Source organism: Streptomyces sp. P1-3 (assembly GCF_050613155.1).
Taxonomy (GTDB): domain Bacteria; phylum Actinomycetota; class Actinomycetes; order Streptomycetales; family Streptomycetaceae; genus Streptomyces.
This window is the reverse complement of the sequence record NZ_CP192512.1, coordinates 880,711-904,131: the sequence shown is the minus strand read 5'-3', so window position 1 is coordinate 904,131 and position 23,421 is coordinate 880,711. Positions and strand designations below refer to the sequence as shown.

Sequence of the window (23,421 nt, the reverse complement as noted above, 5' to 3'; positions counted from 1 at the left end):
CCGCGGCCTGTCGTGCGGTGCTCGACCGATGCTCGCGGATCGTGGGCCAGGCTGCCGGGATGATCCCCCACGAGATCGCCCGCAGCGCGTACGTCAGCCTGGTCACCTACCGCCGCGACGGCACCCCCGTTCCGACCCCGGTCTGGGCCGTGGCGGCCGACGACACCCTGCTCGTCTGGACAGGGGAGGACAGCTGGAAGATCAGACGGCTGCACAAGGACCCCCGGGTCACCGTCACCCCGTGCGGCCTGCGCGGCCGGGTCGTGCGCGGGGCGGTGGCGGTGCCCGCGACCGCGCGGGTGCTGGCGGACCCGGCCGACGTGGCCCGGGTGCACGCGGCGATGGCCCGCAAGTACCGGTGGCGCTTCCGGATGGTGGACCACGCCCACAAGCTGCTGTTCCGGGGCCGGCTCCGCCATGCCGGCATCGCCGTCACCTTCCGGCCAGCCGAGCGGCCCGCCGCCTGAGCCCATCCGGCCGTACGCGGCTCGTCAGTCGCCCTCCGGCCACTGGACAGCGAACGCGCGGGCCGGGTTGCCGACGAGGATCCGCTCCATCAGTTCCTCGCCCAGTCCGGCGGCGAGCCGCGGGCGCAGCCGTCGCAGGAGGTACGGCATGCCGGGGCCGCCGCCGCTCGCCGCCCGGGCCGCGGCGGTCGTGGTGTCGCCGCCCAGCAGCAGCCGGTCCGCGTACCCGGCGTCCGCGAGCGCGGCCAGGACCTCCGGCAGCCGCCAGTCCGTGGCGTGGTGGGCGCGTGACGGCCCGTCGAAGGCCAGGTACGCGCCCGCCTCGGCGAGCTGCCGATGGACGGCCAGGTCCGGCGAACGGTTCAGATGCCCCAGCAGCACCCGCCCCGGCGGCACCGCCAACTCCCCGCACAGCAGGTCGAGCACGTCCCAAGCGCCCGTACCCAGCTCCAGGTGCACCCCGATGGGCGCCCCCGTGCGGTGGTGGGCCCGCGCGGCGGCCGTCATCGTGTGCCGGGCGTGCCCGTCGAGGCCGTGGAAGCCGCCCGCCACCTTGATCAGGCCGGCCCGGGGCCCGTCCCCGCCGATGCCCCGCGTCAGCTCCTCGGTGAACAGGTCCGCGAGCCGGTCCCGTACGCCGTCGAGCAGCCGCGGCGGGTAGTTCGCCGCCTGGTGCAACCCGGTGGCCGCCACGACGTGGACGCCGGTGGCACGGGACAGCCCGGCGAGGGAGCCGGCGCCACGCCCCATGCCGTAGGGCGTCCACTGCACGACGGACCCGCCGCCCAGTCCGCGGAACGCGCGCAGCTCGGCGTCGGCCGCCGCCGCGTCGTCCAGTTCCTGCCCCGGGAGCAGCGGGCTGCGGAGGAACAGGTGGTCATGGGCGTCGCAGACGCCGAACTCGCCGGGCGGGATGTCACCGAGGACGGTGCGGATGGCGGCGGCGCTCACCAGTGCCGTCCCGCCGGCAGCGCGTCGAGACGCGGGGCGGACAGGTGCAGCACCTGGAAGCGGTCGCCCGCCGCCGGGGGCGCGCCGTCCCGCCAGAGGGTGAAGTGCAGCAGCTCCCAGTGGCGGGGGTCGATCGCCAGAGCCGTCGAGTGAACCCCCTCCACGCGGGCGCGTTCGCGGGTCTCCGCCAGCGCCCGCTCCACGGCGGTGGCCGGGTCGGCGCCGGGCGGGACCGGCTCGGCGCGGCGGGTGGCGGTGCGCGGCGCGCGGTCCGCGGCGGGGCCGCGCTCGAAGGCGAGCCCCTGCCAGTGCTCGACGGTGGGACGGCCGAAGTCCTCGACGACGCCGCGGAATCCGGCGCCCCACAGGAAGCGGTTCATGGCCTCGGTGGAGGCCCACAGATAGAACGGCGCGTAGGCGTTCACCGGCGAGCCGTCGACCCCCCGCTCGCGGATGCCGTACGCCTTCAGGCCGAGCCCGGGGAAGTCGTCCAGCAGATGGCCCCGCGTCGCCACCCGGCGGCGGATGATCTCCATGTCGTAGTCGGCGGGCAGGGTGATCCGGTACTGCATGGCATGCATGGGGCTGCTCCTGTCGGCGGTCATGCGGCCGGGTGGACGGTGTCGTCGACGAGCTCGGCCCAGTCGACGGTCGTGCCGTCCTCGGCGGCTTCCACGGCGGCGAGATGGGTCATGAAGGTGCGTGGCGCGGCGCCGTGCCAGTGCTTTTCGCCCGGCTCGATCCACACCGTGTCCCCGGCCCGGATCTCCTCGACCGGGCCGCCCTCGCGTTGCACGAGGCCCTGGCCCTCGGTGACGTGCAGGACCTGCCCGTGCGGGTGGCTGTGCCAGGCGGTGCGGGCGCCGGGGGCGAAGTGGACGCTGAACATCCGCAGCCGGGAGGGCGCGGCCGGGGCGGCGATCTGGTCGAGCCACACGGTGCCGGTGAAGTGCTCGGCGGGGCCGCGCACGCTCTCGGGACGGTTCCTGGTGATGTCCATGATGGGGACGCCCTCTACCGCTCGTCGGAAGTGTGGGCGGCGAGCAGGGCGAGCAGCCCGCGCACCGCGTGGTCGAAGGGCTCTGTCGTGCCCGAGGCGCGGGCCAGCACATAGCCGCCCTGCACGGTCGCCACGATCGTCGCGGCGGTCTGCCGCGGGTCGAGTCCGGCGGCGAACTCGCCGCTGTCCCGCCCTTCGGCGACGATCCCGGCGAGCCGCCCGCGCAGCCAGTCCAGCGTCTCCTCCACCGGCTGCCGCAGCTCCGGGTCGGCGATGACCTCCGGGTCCATCGTCAGCCGGCCCACCGGGCAGCCGCGCAGCACGTCGCGCTCGCGCAGCAGATAGCCGCGGATACGGGCGTACGCCCCCTCGCCGGGCGCGCCGAACGACGCCTCCGCGGCGGCGCGCATCTGCTCGGCGGTGCGCCGGATCGCGGCCAGCGCCAGCTCGGACTTGCCCGCGAAGTGGTGGTACATGCTGCCCTGCCCGGCGCCGGCGCGCTGCTGGATCGCCTTGGGGCTGGTGCCGACGTAGCCCCGCTCCCACAGCAGGTCCCGGGTGCTCTCGATCAGGCGTTCCGGAGTACTCATGAGGACACTGTACATACTAGTAGGTACAGAAGGCCACCGCGGGACGAGTGGGACGCGGAGTTCGGCCGCGCGGGCAGAGGCGGCGGCGTATGAACGGGCGGAAGGCCGGGCGCCTCCGGCTGGGTGACGGGCGGTCACGTTCCGGCCCGGCCGATGGCGCCCTTCGGATTCCGTCAGCCCGAGACGGTCGACCTGACCGCCGTGCGTTCGCGTGCGGCGGTCACCGGGCGTGTGCTGCCCCTGCGGTCGGGTGGGGCGGCCGCGCGGCGCTCGGCGGCGGTCGCGCGCCCCGCGCCGTGTGCCGTGAACGGGGACGTGCCGGCATTGAGGGCCCGCGGCGCGGCGAGCGTGAACCACACGACCTTCCCGCTGCCGTCGTCCCCGGCGTGCATGCCCCAGCTCTCGCTGACGGCGGCCACCATGGTCAGCCCGCGACCATGGGTGCTCACCGGATCCGCCTCGCACACCCGTGGCAGCCGCGGGTCCCGGTCGCGTACCGAGACCGTGAGCCGGTCCAGCATGAGGACGATCTCCACCGTGCACTGCTTGTCCGGCTCCGCGTGCCGGTGGACATTGGTCAGCAACTCGGTGACGCAGAGCGCCGCGGGGTCGATGAGTGCGTCGATGTGCCAGTAGCGCAGCTGCGCCGAGACGATTCTGCGGACCTGGCCGATCCGTGCCGGCAGAGCCTGCAACTCCACCGTGCAATGCCTGCTAGGAAGACTGATCACGGCTGCGACTCCCTGAAGAAGAGTTAGGGCTAGCCTGATTCAGATGCGGGCGATGAACGTGCGCGGCCGCGCGGGCGGCCGTGCACGACCGGAGGGCCGGTTCTCAGCGTCACCGCCGGTTAACCCTCAGTAATGCTGATACGCGTCAAGCGTCGGCCCACCCGCTCAGATGCGCAACTCGAAGGTGCTCAGTCCTTCCCGGTGCGGCCGCGTGCGCTGCGGATCGCGTCCAGGAACCGGCTGGCGGCGCCCCTCTCCGAGGGTGCGGCGGGGGCCGCCGCGTCCTGCTCCGCGAGGGTGAGGCGATAGCGCGTACCGTTGACCGTGGCCCGCGCCTGGTCCCCGTCGGTGAACCACGGCCTGCCGGCCCGAACCGACTGCACCGGGGCGCTGTCGATCTCCCGGCCGTTGCTGGTGAGCAGCTCCAGCCTGCCGTCCTTGATCAGGACCTGTCCGGCACGCGTGACGGAGCGCAGATTCTTCTCGATCCGCACTCCTCGGGCATCGAACTCGGTTTCCGCCACGTGGACCGCCTCCCCGAAACTCCCCAGCGGGCTCGCGCCCGCTCTCCCATTGTCCCTGTTGCGCAGTCTGCCCGTGACAGCGACTGGACACCAGTACCCACATATGATCGAGATGATCCGACTGTTTTCAGCCAGGTCGGAACGCGAGTACAGGGAAGCGGTATGAACGGCGTGGGCAGCACACAGCAGGCGATCATGGACACCATCGACGTGGACCGGAGCGACACCGCGTACCGGGACTGGCTGAAAGAAGCCGTCCGAAAGGTCCAGGCCGACGCCAATCGCTCGGCCGACACCCACCTGCTGCGGTTTCCGCTGCCGGAGCAGTGGGGCATCGACCTGTATCTGAAGGACGAGTCCACCCACCCCACCGGCAGCCTCAAGCACCGGCTGGCCCGCTCGCTGTTCCTGTACGGGCTGTGCAACGGGTGGATCAGGCCGGGCAAGCCCGTCATCGAGGCGTCCAGCGGCTCCACCGCGGTCTCCGAGGCGTACTTCGCCAAGCTGGTCGGGGTGCCGTTCATCGCCGTGATGCCGCGCACCACCAGCCGCGAGAAGTGCCGCCTGATCGAGTTCCACGGTGGCCGCTGCCACTTCGTGGACGACCCCCGGCGGATGTACGAGGTGTCCGCGGCGCTCGCGGCGGAGACGGGCGGCCACTACGTCGACCAGTTCACCTACGCCGAGCGGGCCACCGACTGGCGGGGCAACAACAACATCGCCGAGTCGATCTACCAGCAGCTGCGGCTGGAGCGGTTCCCCGAGCCGGCGTGGGTCGTGGCGACCGCGGGCACCGGTGGCACCTCCGCGACGATCGCCCGCTACGTCCACTACATGCAGTACGACACCCGCGTCTGCGTCGCGGACCCCGAGAACTCCTGCTTCTTCGACGGCTGGGTGAACGACGACCCGGACGCGACCAGTGACAGCGGCTCGCGGATCGAGGGCATCGGCCGGCCGCGCATGGAGCCGAGCTTCATACCCGGTGCGATCGACCGGATGATGAAGGTGCCGGACGCGGCGAGCGTCGCGGCGGTGCGCGCGCTGGAGGGCGCCATCGGCCGCAAGGCGGGCGGCTCGACCGGCACGGGGCTGTGGAGCGCGCTGCGGATCGTCGCCGAGATGGTGGCTCAGGAGCGTACCGGCAGCGTGGTCACGCTGCTGTGCGACCCGGGCGACCGCTACCTGGACAAGTACTACTCCGATGCCTGGCTGGCGGAGCAGGGGCTGGACATCACGCCGTACGCGGCGGCGATCGACGGCTTCCTGATGACGGGGAAGTGGGCGGGCTGACCGCGTCGCGCGGCGCGCGCTAGCGTCCGGCGGACGCCACGCGGCGGTCCAGGGCCCGCATCGCGCGCCGGAACGCGCGCCCGACGCCCGCCCGGCCCAGCGTCATCGCCCACCGAAGCGGCGCCGGGGCGTCCACCGCGAGGGTGTACCGGACCCGGGTGCCGGCGCCGTTGCCCGACGGCGTCAGCCGCCACTCCTCCAGCAGGGCCCGCAGCCCGGGGGCGTTGGTCGCGTCCACCCGGTAGGCGTACCGCTCGGCGGGCTCGGCCGCCAGGATCGTCTCGGTGAACCGGGTGCCGCCCCGCAGCTGGACCTCCCGGCCCCGCCCGCCGTCCACCGGGCGTGCCTCGGTGACGGCGGCGAACCACCGCGGCCAGTCCGCGGTGGTTCGCAGTTGGTCGAAGACGGCGTCGGGGGCGGCCGCGACCTCGGCATGGAAGACCAGCCGTAATGGCGCGGCCCCGAGGAAGCCGAGCCCGACGGTGCGCAGGCGGCGTGTCATGGCCGCACCATAGCTGACACGCCGTCAAGTCCGCAGGGGGCTGCCTACCGGGTCAGCGGCGCCAGGTTGATGCCCCACTTGGCGAGCTCCCTCGGGCTCTGGGTGAGGAACGAGTCCCCGCAGTGGTTGATCCTGCCGTTGAGCGGCGTGGCGATGTGGTCGTCGCCGACGGATCCGTGACGCGGAAGGGGGAGGAGGTGCTTGGGCAGGTTGGTGGAGTCACCGCCGCTGCCTCCGCCGTGGTTGGTGACGGAACAGTTGTTCTCGAACGACACGTTCGGGGGGCCGTCGGACATTGCGGTCGCGCCGGCGACGGGTGCGACGCCGAGCGCCACACCCGCTGCCGCCGCGGTGACGGCCACAAAGCTTGCGATCTCACGTGTTGGCATGCCAGGTGAACGACGCAGAGCGCCAGAGGGTTCGCCCCGGTTCGTCCGTTCGGGCAGCTGTCCCGACCGGCGAAACGCTCTCGGCGCCCGCTATGGCTGCCCGTCGTCCGACCGCTCGCCCGCCACGATCAACTCCGACAGGTGCTCCGCGATCTCCGCCCGCTCCCGCGCGGGCAGGCCCGCGTCCGTCACCAGCGCGTCCACCTGGTCCAGTGAGGCGAACGAACTCAGGCCCACCGTGCCCCACTTGGTGTGGTCCGCCACCACCACGACCCGCCGTGCGGACCGCACGAAATGGCGATTGGTCTCCGCCTCCGCCAGGTTCGGCGTCGACAGCCCCGCCTCGACCGATATCCCGTGCACCCCGAGGAACAGCACATCGAAGTGCAGAGAACGGATCGCCGCGTCCGCCACCGGACCCACCAGGGTGTCCGACGGCGTCCGCACCCCGCCCGTCAGCACCACCGTCGCCGCCCCCGGGCGCGCCGTGCCCGCGCCGCCGCCCGCGGCGGACCGCTGTGCCGCGTAGAACACGTCGGCGACCCGGACCGAGTTCGTCACGACCGTCAGGTCCGGCACCTCCACCAGCCGCTGGGCCAGCGCGTACGCGGTCGTCCCGCCCGCCAGGGCGATCGCGCTGCCGGGCGCCGCCATCGCCGCCGCCGCCCGCGCGATGTCCTCCTTCGCGCTCAGCTCCAGCGCCGACTTCGCCTCGAACCCGGGCTCGTAGGTGCTCGCCTCCGCCACCGGCACCGCGCCGCCGTGCACCTTCTCCACGACACCCAGCCGGGCGAGGGCGTCCAGATCGCGACGGACCGTCATGTCCGACACGTTCAGCTTGCGCGTGAGTTCGTTGACCCGCACCCCGCCGCGCCGCCTGACCTCGTCGAGGATCAGAGCACGCCGCTGCTCCGCGAGGAGGTTCTGGTTGTCACTCACGGTGTTCCCACCTTGCTTCCGATCAGCCACCCGCCCAGGTGCGCTCATCTTCCCACGCGCCGGTGACAGGCGGCCGGGTGAGCGCACAGGGTTACGATTTCGGTTCACCCGCCCGTGTCGCGCCACGGCCGGGCCGCGAGGCGGGGATGCTTCAGGGGGATGTCTCAAGGGGGGCGCCGGCGGGCGCGGCGGCCGGCACCGTGCGGCACGCGCGCGACGAGCACGAACACCGGGATCGGGGGCGACGGTGGCGACGAGAACGCGGGACAACGGCACGGCGCGAGACCGAGGGGAGCCGGCAGGGGATCCGGACAGGAGTCCGGGCACGCGGCCGGACAACGGGCCGGAGCGGGAGCAGGACGGGCAGCGGCCGCGGCTGGAGCTGGAGCTGCTGGTCCACGGAGTCGGCGGCGCGACTCCTCAGGAGATGCTGACCGACCCGCGCACCCTCCGGGTCACCGGCGACGGGACCGCGGGTGTCCACCGCAGGATCGAGGACGGCGACGCCGAGGAGCGCCCCGGCGACTACCGCCGCGAGCCGGTCCGTGAGGCGTACTGCTGGTCCAACCTCACCTCCGGCAACGGCGCCCGCGCCCTGTGGCTGCTCCTGCTGCCCTTCATGGTCGCCAACCTCGCCCACTGGATGCGGCCGCCCGCTCCCCGCCGCAACCGGACCGTACGCGCCTACGGCGTCCTCGTCCGGCTCGTCGGGCTCAGCCTGACCGTGGTGCTGATCGCCGCGGCCTGCGAGGTGGCCCTGGACCTGATCGCCTGGCAGTGCGCCGGCACCGGCTCGTGCGCCCAGGACCGGCCCTGGCTCGGCTTCATGTCCGCCGGGCACGACGGCTGGTGGAGCCAGCCCGGCCGCCGGCTCGCCCTCGCCGCCCTGCTGCCCCTCGCGCTGACCGGGCTGCTGTGGTACCTGTCCAACCGCACCTGGACCGCCTACGAGTCGCAGCCGCCGCTCGGGCTCCCCGCCGAGGAGACCGACCCGGAGTCCGGCGACCGCCCGGCGCTTCGGCTGCCCGGCTTCTGGTACGGCCGCCGGCTCGTCGCCCGGCTGCGCGCCGCCCACACCGCCGCGGGCTTCCTCACCGTCGCGGTCGCCGCCGCCACGCCCGCCGCCCGCTACGACCACGCACCGGGCGGCAGCGCGGCTCTGGACCTCTTCAGCTGGGTGCTGGCCGCGCTGCTGGCCGCCGGCGCGCTGGTCGTGGTCTACGTGGTGTGCAGCCGCGGCCGCAGCGAGAACAGGCTGGACGAGCACCTCGACCGGGTCACCGTCACCGCGCTGCCGGGCGCCGCGCTGGCCGTCCTCGCGCTGTCGCTGCTGTACGCGGGCTGGTCCCGGCCGGACTGGACCTCGGCCGGTCGGCAGCTGCCCGGCGACCAGACCTTCGGCCTCATCGTCCTCGTCCAGGGTGCCCTGGTGACCGGCATCGCGGTGTGCGCGCTGCTGCTGCACCGCGCCACCCCCACCCCGCGTACCCCGCTGTACGGGCTCGGCGGTGCGGCCGTGGCCATGTTCGCCTGTGCCCTGGGCGCGCTGCTGACCGGGGGCGTCACCCAGCGGGTGGCCGACTGGCTGGACGGCTCGGCGGTGCCCGGCACGGGGGAGGCGCCGATGCCGGGCCCGCCGGTCGTCCTGTCCTGGCAGGCCGCGGCCGTCCCGGTACTGCTGCTCCTGCTGCTGCTCCAGACCACCGTCTTCACCTTCCGCATGTGGCGGGTGCGCGGCCGGCTGATCCGCACCGTGCCGGACGGCTACCCGGGGGAGCGGCCCGACGGCGTCCGCACCCGCCGGATCGCCGGGACCATCGCCCGCGCCGGAATCACCGACGAAGCGCCCGCCATGGTCGGCCCCCTCGCCCTGTTCGCGCTGGTGCTCGGCGCGGGCTCCGTCGCCGCCGCCTGGGCCACCGACGAGGTCCCCGGCCGGGCCTGCGACGGCACCAACGCGGTGCTCGACGGCGCCGCGCAGACCGCGCAGGCGCTCGGCTCCTGGCTGGTGGGGCTGGCGTTCCTGACCTTCGTCGCCTGGGGGCGGCGCGCCTACCGCAACCCGTCGGCCCGCCGCACCATCGGCATCTTGTGGGACGTCGGCACGTTCTGGCCGCGCGCCGCGCACCCCTTCGCACCGCCCTGCTACGCCGAGCGGGCCGTCCCCGACCTCACCTGGCGGATGCGGACCTGGACCCAGCGCACCGGCGGCAGGCTGGTCATCTCCGGCCACTCCCAGGGCAGCGTGCTGGCGGCGGCGGCCGTCTGGCAGCTGGACCGCAAGACCCGCCGCCAGGTCGCCCTGCTCACCTACGGCTCCCCTCTGGAGCGGCTGTACGGGCGCTGGTTCCCCGCCTACTTCGGCCCCGGCCCGCTGCTCGCCCTGCACGGCGAGGTGCGCTGCTGGCGCAACCTGTGGCGGTACACCGACCCCATCGGCGGCCCGATCCGGCTGCCCGACGAGGCCGGGGCCGAGGTGGACCGCGGAGCCCTGAAGGACCCGCTCGCCTACGGCCGTACCCCCGAACACCCGCTGCCCGCCGCCATCCTGGGGCACAGCGACTACCAGGCCGACCCGGTCTTCGAGGAGGAGCGGGCCGGACTGCTGGCCCGGCTGCCGGACGAGGCCGGGCGCCAGGTCCCCGCTCAGGGGAGCGCCGGCAGGTCCTCCGGGTAGAGCAGGGTCAGTTCGTCGGTGCTCGGGTCGGCCAGCTGGGCGACCCGGCCCGCGTGCCGCTCGACCATCCCCTCGAAGGTCTGCCGGGCGGTGCGTCCGTTGCCGAACGCCGGCCCCTTGGGCACCGCCGTGAAGTACTCCAGCAGCGCCTCCGCCGCGCCCTCCCCGATCCGGTACTCCTGCTCCTCCGCCTGCTGCTCCACGATCCGCAGCAGCTCCTCTGGGGTGTAGTCGCCGAAGGTGATGGTGCGGGAGAAACGCGACGCCACACCGGGGTTGACGGTCAGGAACCGCTCCATCTCCGCGGTGTATCCGGCGACGATGACGACGACCGCCTCACGGTGGTCCTCCATCAGCTTCACCAGCGTGTCGATGGCCTCCCGGCCGAAGTCCCGGCCCGCGTCCTCCGGGGAGAGGGCGTACGCCTCGTCGATGAACAGCACCCCGCCGCGCGCCCGCTCGAACGCCTCCTGGGTGCGGATCGCGGTGGAGCCGATGTGCTCGCCCACCAGGTCGACCCGGGAGACCTCCACCAGGTGGCCGCGCTCCAGCACCCCGAGGGCGGCCAGGATCTCGCCGTACAGGCGCGCCACCGTGGTCTTGCCGGTGCCCGGGGAGCCGGTGAAGACCAGATGGCGGCGGACCGACGCGGCCTTCAGCCCGGCCCGCTGCCGCCTGCGGCCCACCTCGATCATGTCGGTCAGCGCCCGCACCTCGCGCTTGACGCTCTCCAGTCCGACCAGCGCGTCCAGCGCCGCGAGCACCTCCTTGGACTCCCGGGCCGGGGCCGCGGGTGCCGAAGGCTCGGATGCCTGGGCGGTCGGGGCGGACCGCGGCGCCGGGATGCCGCCCAGCAGCCCGGCGGTCGCCGGGGCCGACTGCGTCGCGGTGGCCGGGACCGGCGCCCCGGGATCCGGCGTCGCGCTCTCGTCGCTGGTGCAGTCCTCGCTGACCGGCCCGGGCTCGGCGAACTCGTAGCCGCCGCGGGCACAGCGCTCGGTACGGCAGCGGGTCAGCGTCGTACGGCAGCCGTCGATGATGTGGAAGCCGTAGCCGCCGCTGCCCGTCACCCGGCAGTCGTGGAACGTGCCCCGGCCCTCGGCGGAGACGTAGAACCCGGCCTCGGTGGGGGAGCTGACCGTGGTCCGCTCCACCGTCGGGTCGGCGCCCTTGGTGACGATCACCCCGGTCGCCGTCCCGTCGATGGTGCAGCCCGCCAGCGTGCCGCCGCTGCCGTGGTCCCGGAACCACGCGCCGGTCGCGGCCTCCCGGATCCGGCAGTCGTCCAACTGGGCCGTCGCCCCGTCGCTCACCGACACCGCCGTGTTGCGCACCTGGGAGATGTCGCTGTCCACCACGTCGGCACGCGATCCGCGGTCCAGGACGAACAGGGCGTCCGGCACGTCACGCACCCGGCAGGCGTCGAGCACGGCCGTCGCGCCGTCGCTCACCCACACCGCCGGATAGTCGCCGGTGCTGTCATGTATCGCGCACTGGTTGGCGTCCACCCGCGTGCCCGGGTCCCACACCGACAGGCCGTTGCGCCCGAACCGGCGGACCGTGGAGCGGGTGAGCGTCAGTACCGAACGCGACCGCAGGTCCACCGCGTTCTCCGGGATGTCGTGGATGTCGCAGTCGGCGAGCGTGAGGACGGCGTCGGTGTCGAGGCTGACCCCGTCGGAGGCGGTGCGGTGCACCTGGCAGTCCGTCAGGTGTCCTGCGGCGCGCGCCGAGACCGCCACACCCGCGCCCCGGATCTCGTACACCTCGCAGCCGACCGCCTCCAGCGTGCTGCCCTCACCGGTGACCGCGAGACCGGCCCCGGAGGTGTGGTGGACCTTGCAGCGCTCCAGCCGCGGGCGGCCGCCGCCGCGCACCGCGACCCCGGACTGCCCGGCGGCCACCACCTCGCACTCCTCGAACACCCCGCCCGCGCCGTCCAGGACGCTCACGCCCACCCCGGCCGGGTTGTCGACGGTGGTGCGGCGCACCGTCGGCCGGGCGCCGCCGCGCACCTCGATGCCCACCGCCGAGCGGGTGGCCACCCGCACATCGCTGATCTCCGGCGCCCCCTCCTCGACCAGCAGCGCGGGCGAGGCCGCGTCCTGCCCCTCGATGTGCAGATCCCGCACGGTCGCGGAGGCGCGGATGGTCAGCGCCACCCCGTCGACCGGGGCGATCCGCACCGCGCCGCGGGCGCCCTCCGGGCCGCGCAGCGTCACCGCCCGGCCGATCACCAGGTTCTCGCGGTACGTACCCGGAGCGATCGACAGCACGTCCCCCTCCCCGGCGGCCTCCAGCGCCGCGGCGAGGGAGGCGTACTCTCCTGTGCGGCGCCGCCAGCGCGACGTTCCGGTGTGCGTCACCTGGACGACCGAGCCCTGTGCCATGGTGCTGCTGTGCCCCCACCTCGTGCGTGTGCCGACCGCGTACGGCGGCGCTGCGAAGGCCCCACCGTGGTGCTGTGAAGGCCCCACCGTAGCGTGCGCGGTGGAGGGCGAGTTGAGGGGTCAGCTCCCGGCGCCCGCTCTGCCCCAGTCCTGCCCGGCCCGTTCCCACGCGCTGTCCCACCGGGCGTACCGCCGATGCGTCAGCCGGCGTACGACCAGCCGCCGCGCGCCCTCGACCAGACCGGCCGTGAGGGCCGCCGCGCCCACCCCGGCGAGCACGGCGTGCGTGGTGGCCGTCGCGCCGTCCAGCGGGCGGCCGACCGGCGAGCCGTGACCGTCGGTCCACAGCGGGATGCGGTCGCCCGGGGCGGCTCCGGTGGGCGGCGCGTGCACGGTCCCGGTGCGCGTCCTGCCGTCCGGACCGGTCCAGCGGGCGAGCACCCGGCGGTGGGCGTCCCGCGCCGACGAGGTCTCCGGGTCGGGGTCGACCGGCGGCTGCGCCAGCACCGTGACCACGGTCGCCGTCACCTCGTGCCGCCGGGCCCGCTGCTCGCGCACCGCGTCGCTGAGCGCGTCATGGGCGACCGCACCGGTCAGCCAGCCGACGGCGGGGGCGGCGCACAGGATCAGCAGCGCGGCGGCCAGCGCCGCGCACGCCTCGGCCAGATCGGTCACGCGGCGCAGCGGATTGTGCCGCCACTGCCAGAGCCCCCGAACCGTTCGCACCCTGCCGCACCCCCTCATCCGTTCGTGAGTACCTCATATACCGCGTCAGGCGCGGGGACCGGTGTACGGACGGCGAAATCCGGACCCCGCGTACACTCGTCCGTATGACTGACGAGCCCGCCAAGACACCGCGCGCCGGGGATGAGGGCGGTGGCGCCGGAACCGAGGAGTACAAGGAGCGCGCCGTCGCCTGGCGCGTGTTCGTGTACGTGGTGGCCGGGCATGTCTTCGCGGGCTTCCTGTGGCTGCTGTTCTACCTGGGTGCCAACGCCCCGAAGTAGCGCCCGCCCCGAAGTAGCCCCGCCGGAAGCGGTGCCCGCCCGAAGCGGGCCGCGGGCTCAGCCCGGCCAGGTCCACTCCACCACCTCCGGCAGATCCGTGCCGTGCCGGCGGATCCAGCCGTGGTGCCGGCGCCGGACGTCCGCCATCGCCTGGCGGACCCCCGCGGCGCCCACCGCGAGCCCCGGCACCCGGTCGATGACGTCCATCACCAGCCGGTACCGGTCGAGATCGTTGCGTACGACCATGTCGAAGGGCGTGGTCGTGGTGCCCGACTCCTGGTAGCCGCGCACATGCAGCTCCGGGTGCACGGCCCTGCGGTACGTCAGCCGGTGGATCAGCCACGGATAGCCGTGGTACGCGAAGACGACCGGGCGGTCGCGGGTGAAGACCGCGTCGAACTCCCCGTCCGTCATCCCGTGCGGATGCGCCTCGCGCGGCATCAGACGCGTCATGTCGACCACGTTCACCACCCGGACCGCCAGCTCCGGCAGGTGCCGGCGCAGCAGCGCGGCGGCGGCCAGCGTCTCCTGGGTCGGCACGTCGCCGGCGCAGGCCAGCACCGCGTCCGGTCCGGTGCCCGGCTCTTCCGTCCCCGCCCACTCCCACACCCCCACGCCGCGCGCGCAGTGGTCGCGCGCCTGGTCGAGGTCCAGCCAGTCGAAGGCGGGCTGCTTGCCCGCGACGACGACGTTCACCACGTCGCGGGTGCGCAGCACATGGTCGGCGACGCACAGCAGGGTGTTGGCGTCCGGCGGCAGATACACCCGCACCACGTCCGGGTTCTTGCTGAGGACGTGGTCGATGAAGCCGGGGTCCTGGTGGGAGAAGCCGTTGTGGTCCTGCCGCCACACATGCGAGGTCAGCAGGTAGTTGAGCCCGGCGACCGGCACCCGCCAGGGCACCGTGCGCGCGGTGCCGACCCACTTCACGTACTGCGCCGCCATACTGTCCACGATGTGCGCGAACGCCTCGTAGCACGAGAACAGCCCGTGCCGCCCGGTGAGCACGTAGCCCTCCAGCCAGCCCTGGCACAGATGCTCCGACAGCACCTCCATGACCCGGCCGTCCGGCGCCAGGTCCCGGTCGGTGGCGACGCGCTCGGCCTGCCACGCCTTGCCGGTCGCCTGGTACAGGTCCTGGAGCCGGTTCGACGCGGTCTCGTCAGGGCCCACCACCCGGAAGTCACGGCGCTCGGCGGTGTCCGCCATCACCTGGCGCAGCAGGCCGCCGAGCACCCGCGTCGGCTCGTGCAGCGTGGTGCCGGGCCGGTCGACGGGCACCGCGAACCGGGCCGGATCCGGCAGCGGCAGCTCCCGCAGCAGCCGGCCGCCGTTCGCGTGCGGGTTGGCGCCCAGCCTGCGGTCCCCCTCGGGGACGCAGGCCAGCACCGCGGGCCGCGGATGGCCGCCCTCGTCGAAGAGTTCCTGCGGCAGGTACGAGCGCAGCCACCGGTCGAGCTGCCGCAGATGCCCGGGGTCCTCGCGGACGGCGTCGATCGGCACCTGATGGGCGCGCCAGGTGCCCGCCACCGGCTCGCCGTCGACCTCCTCGGGCCCGGTCCAGCCTTTGGGCGTCCGCAGCACGATCAGCGGCCAGTGCGGGCGCCGCCGGTCGCCTTCCTCGCGGGCGGCGCGCCGGATGGCGGCGATCCGGTCCACCGCGAGGTCCAGGGCGGCGGCCATGTCGCGGTGGACGTGCGCGGGATCGCTGTCCAGCCGGCCCGTGACGTACAGCGGCTCATGGCCGTAGCCGCGCAGCAGGGTGTCGAGCTCCTCGTCCCCGAGCCGCGCCAGGACCGCCGGGTTGGCGATCTTGTACCCGTTGAGGTGGAGGATGGGCAGCACGGCGCCGTCGTGCACCGGGTCCTGGAACTTGTTCGCGTGCCAGGAGGCGGCCAGCGGCCCGGTCTCCGCCTCCCCGTCGCCGATCACGCAGGTCACCAGCAGGTCCGGGTTGTCCAGCGCCGCGCCGTAGGCGTGCGCCAGGCAGTGGCCCAGCTCGCCGCCCTCCTGGAAGGAGCCGGGCACCTCGGGGGAGGTGTGGCTGGGTACCCCGCCCGGCGTGGAGAACTGCCGGAACAGCCGCGTCAGACCCGCCAGATCGCGGCCGCAGTCCGGGTTCAGCTCGCCGTACGTGCCCTCCAGCCACGCGCCGGCGAGCACCGCGGGCCCGCCGTGCCCGGGGCCCCACACGCACACGGTGTCCTGGTCGCGCTCGCGAATCACGCGGTTGAGGTGTGTATAGACCAGGTTCAGCCCCGGACAGGTGCCCCAGTGGCCCAGCAGCCGCGGCTTGATGTGCTCCGGCCGCAGCGGCTCGGTGAGCAGCGGATTGCCGCGGAGGTAGAGCTGGCCGGCGGCGAGGTAGTTCAGCGCGCGCCAGTGCGCGTCGAGCTCCTCCACCGCGCTGTCGGTGAGCGTGGATCGCGTCTGCACCGTTACGTCCCTTGTGTACGTCCCCTGTGCGTGTCGCCGTGCGGCTGTGCGCGTCGTCGTGCGGCATGCGTGCGGCCCTGCGACCGACCATGCCACAGCCCCCGCCGATGGGCGCGACGAGACGCCGATGGGCGCGACGGGAGCCGACGCGGCACCCTGAGGACATGAGTGGACTTCTCAGCGGGCTGTCCGGCGAGCACCGCGACCGGCTGCTGGCGCTCGCGCACGACGCGTCCTTCCCCTCCGGCGCGCGGATCTTCGAGGAGGGCGGCAGGGCCGACCGCTTCTGGATCGTGCGCACCGGATCGGTCACCCTCGACATGAAGGTGCCGGGGCGCCGACCGGTGATCGTCGAGACGCTCGGCCCCGGCGAGCTGGTCGGCTGGTCGTGGCTGTTCCCACCGGGCGGCTGGCATCTGGGCGCGGAGGCCCTCAGCCCGGTGCGCGCGCAGGAGTTCGACGCGGCCGCGGTCCGGCAGCTCTGCAAGGACGACACCGCCCTGGGCTACGAGCTCGTGCTGGCCTGCGCGCAGGCCATGGGCCAGCGGCTGCAGAGCGCCCGCAACCGCGCCCTTGACCTGCACGGAGGTCCCTACAACAGCGGGGGGCCGCACTGACCGGCCCGGGCGGCCCGGGACGCGGGGCGCCATGACGACGCGCCCGGCGGGCGCGGCGGTCTCCCGCCGCGCCCGCCGGGCGCGTCGCTGGTCTGTTCGGCCGTGGCGGCGCCCCCCGCGGCGCCCCCGGTGGTGGTCAGTAGCCCTGGTTCGGGTACTGCTGACGCCCGTACTGGTCCTGATACGGGGCGGGGGCCGGGCGCGGCGCGGCGGGCCGCGGCATGGCCGGGCGCATCGCCTCGTACCCCGTCGGTCCCCCGAGGCCCGGCCGCGGCTGCTGCATCGGGGCCTGGGCGCCCGGATAGCCGCGCGGGCCCGTCGACTGCGGCGGGATGTACGGCGCCGGGGGATGCTGCAGCCCGGTGTGCTGCGGCATGCCGCCCTGCGCCGGGTAGCCGTGCGGCGGGGTGTGCTGCGGGGACGGCGCGGCCGGCAGCGCCGGCAGCGCCGCGGGGAGCGCCGGCGAGGCAGGCGAGAAGAAGCCGCTCGCGTCGTATGGCGAGGGGACCCGGATGGGCGCGATCTGCGGTGTCCCCCGCTCCGCGACGAGGCTGTCGTAGATGGGAGTGTCCGGAAAGGACGGCGAGGAGTAGTAGCCGCCGCCGTAGGTGCTGCGGGGGGAGCTCATAGTCCATAAGTTAAGCCCACGATGTGCTGGTTGTGGAGTCGGATAAGCGGGTTGTTTCACGGGTTCCATGCGCCCGGCGATCCCCAATCACAGCGAACCTGGGAAAATCGGTCGTCAGGGTACGTTGAGATCGTGTAAAGAGCGCGTTCTTGGCGGGTTACCGGAGGTTGGAATCCGGGCACGGACCCGCGGGACACACCACGGATGAGAGGCAGGGGGAAGGGATGGCGATGCGCAAGGGCGCCAATGTTCAGGTGCCGGCGTCGGCGGTGCGGGTCGAGATCGGCTGGCGGGGAGGGCCGGGCGTGCCGGACGTGGACGCCTCGGCACTGCTGCTGGCCTCGGGCAAGGTCCGCTCCGACGCGGACTTCGTCTTCTACAACCAGGCGACGCACACCTCCGGTGCGGTACGGCACGAGGGCAAGCGCACGGCGGGCGGCGAGGTGACCGACACGCTCTTCGCCGACCTGGACCGGGTGGAGCCCGCCATCGACACCGTGGTGCTCGCGGCCTCGGCCGACGGCGGCGCCTTCGGCCAGGTGCCCGGCCTGTGCGTACGGGTGCTGGACGCGGCCGGCGGCACCGAACTCGCACGCTTCGACAGCGAGGACGCCACGGTCGAGACGGCCTTCGTCCTCGGCGAGCTGTACCGCAGGCAGGGGGCGTGGAAGTTCCGCGCCGTCGGCCAGGGCTACGGCACCGGGCTCGCGGGCCTCGCGACCGACTTCGGCATCTCAGTCGACGAGCCGCAGCAGCAGCCCACGCAGGCCGCCGCCCAGCCGGCCGCCCCACCCGCACCGCCCGCCGCCCCGGCCCCCGCCGCGCCCGCGCCGGTCCCGCCGCCGCCCGCCGCCGCCCCGCGGGTCCCCGCCGCGGCCGCGCCGCCCGCGCAGCCCGCCGCGTCCGCTCCCGTACGGCTGACCAAAGTCACCCTGACGAAGGAGTCCCCGACCGTCTCGCTCACCAAGCAGGGCGGCACCTCGGGCGCCATGCGGGTCAATCTCAACTGGCAGGTGCACAAGCAGTTCCAGGGCTGGCAGCACAAGCTCGGCAAGGCGCTGGCCCTGCACGGCGACCTCGACCTGGACCTGGGCGCGTTCTTCGAGCTGGCCGACGGCAGCAAGGGCGTGGTGCAGGCCCTCGGCAACTCCTTCGGCTCGCTGCACCAGCCGCCGTTCATCCACCTGGACGCCGACGACCGCACCGGCGCCCGCGCCGACGGCGAGAACCTCACCATCAACCTCGACCACCGGCACGTCTTCCGCCGCGTCCTGGTCTTCGTCACGATCTACGAAGGCGCCCGCAGCTTCGCCAACCTCCACGCCACGGTCACCCTCACCCCGCAGAGCGGCGCCCCGATCGACTTCTCGCTGGACGAGTGCACCGTGCCGTCCAACGTCTGCGCGCTCGCCCTCATCACCAACACCGGGGGCGACCTCGTCGTCCAGCGCGAGGCGCGCTACCTGGTGCCGGAGCGCGGCGTCAGCCCGCAGCGCACGCTCGACCACGCCTACGGCTGGGGGATGAACTGGACACCGGGCCGCAAATGAGTCGAACAGCGGCAGAGTAAGCGCGCGTCAGGTGCCGGGTCACGGCGCGGCCTTGGGAGCGGGGTACGTACGCCCCTTCCAGGCCGCGCCGCGCCCCGCGTAGTGCCGCATCGCCGAATCCACCGTCATCAGCAGATACAGGGTGGCGGTCAGCGGCAGCAGGGGAGCCAGCCAGAGGGTCTGCCGGTAGTAGCGCAGCATCGGCGTATACGTGGCGGCCATCACCGCCCAGGCCGCGCCGCCCACCGCCAGCAGCGCCCCGTTCCCCGTCAGCGCCCCGGTGCAGGCGGCGACCGGCGGCACGAGGTACACCACCGCGAGCCCCGCGACCGTCGCCACCAGCAGCAGCGGGTTGTGCCGCAGCTGGGCGTAGGCGCTGCGCGACACCATCCGCCACAGCCCGCCCAGCCGCGGATACGGCCGTACGCTGTCGACCCGGTCGGCCAGCCCCAGCCAGATACGGGTCCCCGTGCCCGTCCGCTTCACGGCGCGCGCCAGCGCCACGTCGTCGATGACCGCCTGCCGGATCGCCTCCGGGATCCGCGCGCGCTCGGCCGCCTCCCGGCGCAGCAGGACGCAGCCGCCCGCCGCGGCCGCCGTCCGCGCCCCGGCCCGGTTCACCCACCGGAAGGGGTAGAGCTGGGCGAAGAAGTACACGAAGGCGGGAACGATCAGCCGCTCCCAGAACGTCGCCACCCGCAGCCGCGCCATCTGCGACACCAGGTCCGGCCCCGCCGGATGCGCGGCGCGCACCAGCTCCCGCAGACTGTCCGGCTCGTGTGCGATGTCCGCGTCCGTGAGCAGCAGATACGCGGCGTGGGTACGGGCCCGGGCCAGCGCGATGCCATGCCGCACCGCCCACAGCTTCCCCGTCCAGCCCGGCTCCGGTTCGCCGGGGCAGGCCACCGTCAGCGGCAGCCCGCCGTACTTGTCCGCGAGCGCACGCGCCAGCTCACCCGTGCCGTCGGTGCTCCCGTCGTCCACGAGGAAGACCTCGGCCTGGCCCGGATAGTCCTGTGTGAGCACCGACGGCAGGCTGCGGGGCAGCACCTCGGCCTCGTCCCGCGCCGGTACCACCACCGCCACCGCGGGCCACTCGTCCGGATCGGCCCGGCGCGGCAGCCGGACGTCCGTACGCCAGAAGAATCCTTGTCCCAGCAGCAGCCAGCCCCAGGCGAGCAGGGCCCCGACGGCGATCCACAGCAGCGTGCTCACCCGCCGCAGTCTGCCGGACCGGACCCCTCGCCGCCGCCGGGCGCGCACCGGCGATCGACTAGAGTGTTCCGGGCCCGTGCCCTGGCCCAGCACACCCCTGGCGCACCGATCCAGGCGGACGCCCACGGCATCCGGGCGGCGGACCGGAACGACAGCGACAACGACAGGGCAGGCGGAACCTCGGTGAAGATCGCGCTCATGGACTCCGGACTCGGGCTGCTCGCGGCGGCCGCCGCGGTGCAGCGGATGCGGCCCGACGCCGATCTCGTGCTCTCCTCCGACCCCGACGGCATACCGTGGGGACCGCGCACCACCGAGGACGTCACCGCCCGCGCGCTCGCCTGCGCCCGCGCCGCCGCCGCGCACGCCCCGGACGCGCTGATCGTCGCCTGCAACACCGCCTCCGTGCAGGCCCTGCCCACCCTCCGGGCCGAGCTGGAGCCCGCGCTGCCGGTGATCGGGAACGTACCGGCGATCAAGCCCGCCGCGGCGGCCGGCGGCCCCATCGCCATCTGGGCCACCCCCGCCACCACGGGCAGCCCGTACCAGCACGGGCTGATCCGAGACTTCGCGGACGGCGTACGGGTCACCGAGGTGGCCTGCCCGGGGCTGGCCGACGCGGTGCAGTGGGCGGACGACGACGCGATCGACGCGGCGGTGGCCGACGCCGCGGCCCGTACCCCGCGCGACGTGCGGGCCGTCGTCCTCGGCTGCACCCACTACGAACTCGTCGTCGAACGCATCCGCGCCGCCGTGCAGCCCGCCGGGGCGCCCCCGATCGCCTTCTACGGGTCGGCCGACGCCGTGGCCGCCCAGGCGCTGCGCCGGATCGGGGCGGACCCGGCCCCCGCCGCGGCCCCGACCGGCACGCTCACCGTGCTGCTCAGCGGCCGTGACGCCACGCTGCCCGCGGAGGCGCTGAGCTACCCGGAGGGCCGCGGCCTCGCCGGTGGAACGGCTCCACGCCTCGTCGCTGGAACCTAGGTACGCTCCTGGTATGAGGGACCACCGCGAGGACCTGATCCAGGGCGCGGCCGACCTGCCGCCGCCCGTGTGGACCGGCCGCGCGACCAACCGCGCGCAGTGGTTCTTCGCCACCCTGGGCGCCGCCTGCCTGGCCCTCGGTATCGATCTGGCCGTCGACACCTCCTGGGTGACCTCCGGTCTCGGCCCGCTGCTGATGTCGGTGATCGGCTGTGTCGCCGCCGGGCTGCTGATGCTCTTCGGCACCCTCGCCTTCGTCCATGTAGCGGTACGGATCGACAGCGACGCGATGGAGGTGCGCTGCGGCTACGCCGGCCTGCCGCGCCGCCGCATCCCGCTCAAGTCCGTGGTGAGCGCCGAGTTCGCGCCGCGCGTCACTCCTCGCCAGTGGGGCGGCTGGGGCATCCGCTGGCGGCCCGAGAAGGGCACCGCCGTCGTCGTACGCCAGGGCGAGGGAGTGGTGCTGCGGCTCGGCGACGGGCGTCTCTTCACGGTCACGGTGGACGACGCGGAGGCGGCGGTGCGCGTCGTACGCGCCCACCTGAGGCTCCTGGCCCGCCGCACGTCGCAGGCGTAGCGCCGCTTCGCCCACGGGCCGTCCGAGACGGACGGAGACCGGCGGAGACCGGAGAGCGGGAGACCAACGGCGAGACGAGAGTCGGAGACCAACGGAGACCTGAGAGTCGGAGACCGGCTAAGAGAGGCCGTCGGTCCGCACACGCGCCGTAGCCAGCCCCGCCAGCAGCCCCGCCCCCGCCGTGACCTGCGGAAAGCTCAGCGCATTGCCGAGTGTCGCCGCCGCGGCCAGCGCAGTCAGCGCCGCCCCGGCGGTCAGTACGACCTGCGTGGAGCGGGGCGAGAGCCACAGCGCGTACAGCAGCCAGCCGAAGGCGGCGGCCAGCAGGGCCACCCCCGGGACGCCCTGTTCGGCCGCCTGCTGGAGTGGGGCCGAGTGCGGCTTGCCGTCCGGCTCCGCGGACTCCAGTGCCACTGGGGTCAGTTCGCTGAACAGATCCGGGCCCGCCCCGCGCACCGGGTGCTCCTCGGCGATACGGGCCGCGTCCTGCCAGAGCCGGATCCGGTGCTCGGTGAGCTGCCCCCGCAACGCGCCGCCGAGCCCGGACGGCAGGGCGTTCTGCGCCACCGCCCAGCAGCCGCCGACCGCCACCGCCGCGACCAGTGCGAGCCCGGCGAGACCGAGCAGCCGGCGCGGCATCCGGCCCGCCGCCAGCGAGCACAGCAGCACCCCGGCCGCCGCCCCGCAGGCAGGCACCGAGCCGATCGCGAGAGCGGTGCCCGCGACACCGGCGGCCAGCAGCCAGAGGCTCAGCCGCAGCGCGGGTCGCCGGGCCGCCCAGGCCGCGCAGCACGCGGCCCCCGCGGCGAGGATCAGCTGAGCGGCGTCCGCCCCGGAGCGGCCGGCCGGACCGCCGTCCACGCCGGTGATCCAGGTGGTCGAGGTGAGCCCGAGCCCCGCCAGCGCGGCGGCCGCCGCCGCGGTGACGGGCATCAGCGCACCGGCCATGCGCCCGCACGCGTACCCGGCGGCCACCGCCAGCACGGCCAGCAGCACGCCCTCGGGACGGGCGGCCCGCCCGGCGGCGCTCACCAGCGCCCAGACGGCGCAGCCGCCGAGGATAAGGACGCCCGCGGTGTCGGACGCGCCGCCGCGCATCCGTACGGCAGGGCGAACGGCCTGTGACGCCATCCCGTCGAATCCCCCGAGTTGTGACGGGCGCCGCGCCACGGAGTGCCGGATGCCGGACGTCGTGCGCGGGCGAGGACTGCCGGACACCGTAGCGGCTGCGACCCGAACTGTGGAGGAGTTGTGCGGAAACGTCGGCCCTGATGTGCGAATCGGTCGTCCCGAGGAGATCGTCCCGGGCGGCTACCCTCGCCCTATGCCTACCCCTGACTTCATTCGCGAGCTTCGTGCCGATATCGGCACGAAGCTGCTGCCGCTGCCCGGCGTGAGCGCCATCGTCCTCGACGACGAGGGCCGGGTGCTCCTCGGCCGCCGGTCCGACACCGGCCGCTGGGCCATCATCGGCGGGATCCCGGAGCCGGGGGAGCAGCCCGCCGCGGCCATCGTGCGCGAGGTGTACGAGGAGACGGCCGTCCGGTGTGTGCCGGAGCGGGTCATCCTCGTGCAGGCCCTCGAGCCGATCGTCTATCCCAACGGCGACGTGTGCCAGTTCATGGATGTCTGCTTCCTGTGCCGTGCGGTGGGCGGCGAGGCGCGCGTCAACGACGATGAGTCGCTTGACGTCGGCTGGTTCGAACCGGACGCGTTGCCGGACCTGGAGGACTTCGCCCTCAATCGAATCAAGCAGGCCGCGGCGGGCGGCCCGACGTGGTTCGAGGGCATCGGCCGGGCCTGAGAGCGAGTTACTCAAGGCGCACACCTGACCCAGCTGGGCCGCGCCCCGGATCACCGTCCACTCCGTCGACACCGCGACCGTGAACGCGCCGTGGGCCATCTCCGACCGAATGAACGCACCGACTCGCCACTGCCTTTAGCGAGTCCGACG

The 23,421-nt window shown here is 74.1% G+C and carries 24 protein-coding genes; 9 read left to right on the top strand and 15 right to left on the bottom strand.

Annotated features, from left to right (window positions below):
* The first annotated feature begins 59 nt into the window (after positions 1-59).
* Positions 60-467, top strand: a complete 408-nt coding sequence (locus tag ACQUSR_RS03745) for a PPOX class F420-dependent oxidoreductase (protein WP_431041086.1) — start codon at positions 60-62, stop codon at positions 465-467.
* 24 nt (positions 468-491) lie between these two features.
* Here ACQUSR_RS03745 and ACQUSR_RS03740 read toward each other — a convergent pair whose 3' ends face one another.
* From ACQUSR_RS03740 to ACQUSR_RS03715, 6 genes are all read right to left on the bottom strand, one after another.
* Positions 492-1,421 carry a phosphotriesterase family protein gene (locus ACQUSR_RS03740; protein ID WP_431047355.1) on the bottom strand — a complete coding sequence of 310 codons (930 nt, stop codon included), beginning with the start codon at positions 1,419-1,421 and terminating at the stop codon, positions 492-494.
* On the bottom strand, positions 1,415-1,999 hold the full coding sequence (locus ACQUSR_RS03735; RefSeq protein ID WP_431041085.1) for a DUF4865 family protein: 585 nt from the start codon (positions 1,997-1,999) through the stop codon (positions 1,415-1,417). The genes ACQUSR_RS03740 and ACQUSR_RS03735 overlap by 7 nt, the downstream gene beginning before the upstream one ends.
* Positions 2,000-2,019: 20 nt before the next feature.
* A complete protein-coding gene (locus ACQUSR_RS03730; RefSeq protein ID WP_431041084.1) occupies positions 2,020-2,418 on the bottom strand; it encodes a (R)-mandelonitrile lyase in 399 nt (132 codons plus the stop codon).
* A gap of 14 nt (positions 2,419-2,432) precedes the next feature.
* Positions 2,433-3,023, bottom strand: coding sequence for a TetR/AcrR family transcriptional regulator (locus tag ACQUSR_RS03725; RefSeq protein ID WP_431041083.1), 591 nt, complete (start codon positions 3,021-3,023; stop codon positions 2,433-2,435).
* 158 nt (positions 3,024-3,181) lie between these two features.
* Positions 3,182-3,739 (bottom strand): ATP-binding protein, encoded by a 558-nt coding sequence (locus tag ACQUSR_RS03720; RefSeq protein ID WP_431041082.1) that lies wholly within the window; start codon positions 3,737-3,739, stop codon positions 3,182-3,184.
* Positions 3,740-3,927: 188 nt separating this feature from the next.
* Positions 3,928-4,263: a hypothetical protein gene (locus ACQUSR_RS03715; RefSeq protein ID WP_431041081.1), complete on the bottom strand. Its 336-nt coding sequence runs from the start codon at positions 4,261-4,263 to the stop codon at positions 3,928-3,930.
* Positions 4,264-4,425: 162 nt separating this feature from the next.
* On the opposite strand from ACQUSR_RS03715, the gene ACQUSR_RS03710 reads away from it, so the two are divergent.
* Positions 4,426-5,556: a PLP-dependent cysteine synthase family protein gene (locus ACQUSR_RS03710; RefSeq protein WP_431041080.1), complete on the top strand. Its 1,131-nt coding sequence runs from the start codon at positions 4,426-4,428 to the stop codon at positions 5,554-5,556.
* Between the two features lie 19 nt (positions 5,557-5,575).
* Here the strand turns inward: ACQUSR_RS03710 and ACQUSR_RS03705 are convergent, their stop codons facing one another.
* The 3 genes from ACQUSR_RS03705 to ACQUSR_RS03695 all read right to left on the bottom strand — a co-directional run bounded on the left by ACQUSR_RS03705 (position 5,576) and on the right by ACQUSR_RS03695 (position 7,386).
* Positions 5,576-6,058 carry an SRPBCC family protein gene (locus ACQUSR_RS03705; RefSeq protein WP_431041079.1) on the bottom strand — a complete coding sequence of 161 codons (483 nt, stop codon included), beginning with the start codon at positions 6,056-6,058 and terminating at the stop codon, positions 5,576-5,578.
* A 44-nt stretch (positions 6,059-6,102) separates the two neighbouring features.
* Positions 6,103-6,447 carry a hypothetical protein gene (locus ACQUSR_RS03700; RefSeq protein ID WP_431041078.1) on the bottom strand — a complete coding sequence of 115 codons (345 nt, stop codon included), beginning with the start codon at positions 6,445-6,447 and terminating at the stop codon, positions 6,103-6,105.
* Positions 6,448-6,537: 90 nt separating this feature from the next.
* Positions 6,538-7,386 carry a DeoR/GlpR family DNA-binding transcription regulator gene (locus ACQUSR_RS03695; RefSeq protein WP_431041077.1) on the bottom strand — a complete coding sequence of 283 codons (849 nt, stop codon included), beginning with the start codon at positions 7,384-7,386 and terminating at the stop codon, positions 6,538-6,540.
* A 247-nt stretch (positions 7,387-7,633) separates the two neighbouring features.
* On the opposite strand from ACQUSR_RS03695, the gene ACQUSR_RS03690 reads away from it, so the two are divergent.
* Positions 7,634-10,063, top strand: a complete 2,430-nt coding sequence (locus ACQUSR_RS03690) for a hypothetical protein (RefSeq protein ID WP_431041076.1) — start codon at positions 7,634-7,636, stop codon at positions 10,061-10,063.
* Here ACQUSR_RS03690 and ACQUSR_RS03685 read toward each other — a convergent pair.
* Positions 10,033-12,453 carry a right-handed parallel beta-helix repeat-containing protein gene (locus ACQUSR_RS03685; RefSeq protein WP_431041075.1) on the bottom strand — a complete coding sequence of 807 codons (2,421 nt, stop codon included), beginning with the start codon at positions 12,451-12,453 and terminating at the stop codon, positions 10,033-10,035. The genes ACQUSR_RS03690 and ACQUSR_RS03685 overlap by 31 nt on opposite strands.
* Before the next feature lie 120 nt (positions 12,454-12,573).
* The gene (locus ACQUSR_RS03680; protein ID WP_431041074.1) at positions 12,574-13,197 is read right to left on the bottom strand and encodes an Rv1733c family protein; all 624 of its coding nucleotides are present in this window, start codon (positions 13,195-13,197) and stop codon (positions 12,574-12,576) included.
* 86 nt (positions 13,198-13,283) lie between these two features.
* On the opposite strand from ACQUSR_RS03680, the gene ACQUSR_RS03675 reads away from it, so the two are divergent.
* A complete protein-coding gene (locus ACQUSR_RS03675; protein ID WP_431041073.1) occupies positions 13,284-13,460 on the top strand; it encodes a DUF6126 family protein in 177 nt (58 codons plus the stop codon).
* Between the two features lie 57 nt (positions 13,461-13,517).
* On the opposite strand, the gene ACQUSR_RS03670 is transcribed toward ACQUSR_RS03675, so the two are convergent.
* Positions 13,518-15,896 (bottom strand): phosphoketolase family protein, encoded by a 2,379-nt coding sequence (locus tag ACQUSR_RS03670; protein WP_431041072.1) that lies wholly within the window; start codon positions 15,894-15,896, stop codon positions 13,518-13,520.
* A gap of 164 nt (positions 15,897-16,060) precedes the next feature.
* Between ACQUSR_RS03670 and ACQUSR_RS03665 the strand changes: the two genes are divergently transcribed.
* Positions 16,061-16,513, top strand: a complete 453-nt coding sequence (locus ACQUSR_RS03665; protein ID WP_431041071.1) for a Crp/Fnr family transcriptional regulator — start codon at positions 16,061-16,063, stop codon at positions 16,511-16,513.
* 136 nt (positions 16,514-16,649) lie between these two features.
* On the opposite strand, the gene ACQUSR_RS03660 is transcribed toward ACQUSR_RS03665, so the two are convergent.
* On the bottom strand, positions 16,650-17,141 hold the full coding sequence (locus ACQUSR_RS03660) for a DUF6643 family protein (RefSeq protein WP_431041070.1): 492 nt from the start codon (positions 17,139-17,141) through the stop codon (positions 16,650-16,652).
* Between the two features lie 224 nt (positions 17,142-17,365).
* Between ACQUSR_RS03660 and ACQUSR_RS03655 the strand changes: the two genes are divergently transcribed.
* Complete coding sequence (locus ACQUSR_RS03655) at positions 17,366-18,691, top strand: TerD family protein (protein WP_431041069.1); 1,326 nt, start codon at positions 17,366-17,368, stop codon at positions 18,689-18,691.
* 39 nt (positions 18,692-18,730) lie between these two features.
* Here ACQUSR_RS03655 and ACQUSR_RS03650 read toward each other — a convergent pair whose 3' ends face one another.
* A complete protein-coding gene (locus tag ACQUSR_RS03650; RefSeq protein WP_431047353.1) occupies positions 18,731-19,897 on the bottom strand; it encodes a glycosyltransferase in 1,167 nt (388 codons plus the stop codon).
* A gap of 192 nt (positions 19,898-20,089) precedes the next feature.
* Between ACQUSR_RS03650 and ACQUSR_RS03645 the strand changes: the two genes are divergently transcribed.
* Positions 20,090-20,890 (top strand): glutamate racemase, encoded by an 801-nt coding sequence (locus tag ACQUSR_RS03645; protein WP_431047351.1) that lies wholly within the window; start codon positions 20,090-20,092, stop codon positions 20,888-20,890.
* Between the two features lie 13 nt (positions 20,891-20,903).
* Positions 20,904-21,467 carry a hypothetical protein gene (locus ACQUSR_RS03640; RefSeq protein ID WP_431041068.1) on the top strand — a complete coding sequence of 188 codons (564 nt, stop codon included), beginning with the start codon at positions 20,904-20,906 and terminating at the stop codon, positions 21,465-21,467.
* 117 nt (positions 21,468-21,584) lie between these two features.
* Here ACQUSR_RS03640 and ACQUSR_RS03635 read toward each other — a convergent pair whose 3' ends face one another.
* The gene (locus ACQUSR_RS03635) at positions 21,585-22,598 is read right to left on the bottom strand and encodes an O-antigen ligase family protein (RefSeq protein WP_431041067.1); all 1,014 of its coding nucleotides are present in this window, start codon (positions 22,596-22,598) and stop codon (positions 21,585-21,587) included.
* A 193-nt stretch (positions 22,599-22,791) separates the two neighbouring features.
* Between ACQUSR_RS03635 and ACQUSR_RS03630 the strand changes: the two genes are divergently transcribed.
* On the top strand, positions 22,792-23,271 hold the full coding sequence (locus ACQUSR_RS03630; RefSeq protein WP_431041066.1) for an NUDIX hydrolase: 480 nt from the start codon (positions 22,792-22,794) through the stop codon (positions 23,269-23,271).
* Positions 23,272-23,421 lie beyond the last annotated feature (150 nt).

Coding starts and splice junctions, on each gene's coding strand:
- ACQUSR_RS03745 (WP_431041086.1), top strand. CDS start 60: ATGATCCCCCACGAGATCGCCCGCAGCGCGTACGTCAGCCTGGTCACC.
- ACQUSR_RS03735 (WP_431041085.1), bottom strand. CDS start 1,999: ATGCATGCCATGCAGTACCGGATCACCCTGCCCGCCGACTACGACATG.
- ACQUSR_RS03730 (WP_431041084.1), bottom strand. CDS start 2,418: ATGGACATCACCAGGAACCGTCCCGAGAGCGTGCGCGGCCCCGCCGAG.
- ACQUSR_RS03725 (WP_431041083.1), bottom strand. CDS start 3,023: ATGTACAGTGTCCTCATGAGTACTCCGGAACGCCTGATCGAGAGCACC.
- ACQUSR_RS03710 (WP_431041080.1), top strand. CDS start 4,426: ATGAACGGCGTGGGCAGCACACAGCAGGCGATCATGGACACCATCGAC.
- ACQUSR_RS03705 (WP_431041079.1), bottom strand. CDS start 6,058: ATGACACGCCGCCTGCGCACCGTCGGGCTCGGCTTCCTCGGGGCCGCG.
- ACQUSR_RS03700 (WP_431041078.1), bottom strand. CDS start 6,447: ATGCCAACACGTGAGATCGCAAGCTTTGTGGCCGTCACCGCGGCGGCA.
- ACQUSR_RS03685 (WP_431041075.1), bottom strand. CDS start 12,453: ATGGCACAGGGCTCGGTCGTCCAGGTGACGCACACCGGAACGTCGCGC.
- ACQUSR_RS03680 (WP_431041074.1), bottom strand. CDS start 13,197: ATGAGGGGGTGCGGCAGGGTGCGAACGGTTCGGGGGCTCTGGCAGTGG.
- ACQUSR_RS03675 (WP_431041073.1), top strand. CDS start 13,284: ATGACTGACGAGCCCGCCAAGACACCGCGCGCCGGGGATGAGGGCGGT.
- ACQUSR_RS03665 (WP_431041071.1), top strand. CDS start 16,061: ATGAGTGGACTTCTCAGCGGGCTGTCCGGCGAGCACCGCGACCGGCTG.
- ACQUSR_RS03660 (WP_431041070.1), bottom strand. CDS start 17,141: ATGAGCTCCCCCCGCAGCACCTACGGCGGCGGCTACTACTCCTCGCCG.
- ACQUSR_RS03655 (WP_431041069.1), top strand. CDS start 17,366: ATGGCGATGCGCAAGGGCGCCAATGTTCAGGTGCCGGCGTCGGCGGTG.
- ACQUSR_RS03640 (WP_431041068.1), top strand. CDS start 20,904: ATGAGGGACCACCGCGAGGACCTGATCCAGGGCGCGGCCGACCTGCCG.
- ACQUSR_RS03635 (WP_431041067.1), bottom strand. CDS start 22,598: ATGGCGTCACAGGCCGTTCGCCCTGCCGTACGGATGCGCGGCGGCGCG.
- ACQUSR_RS03630 (WP_431041066.1), top strand. CDS start 22,792: ATGCCTACCCCTGACTTCATTCGCGAGCTTCGTGCCGATATCGGCACG.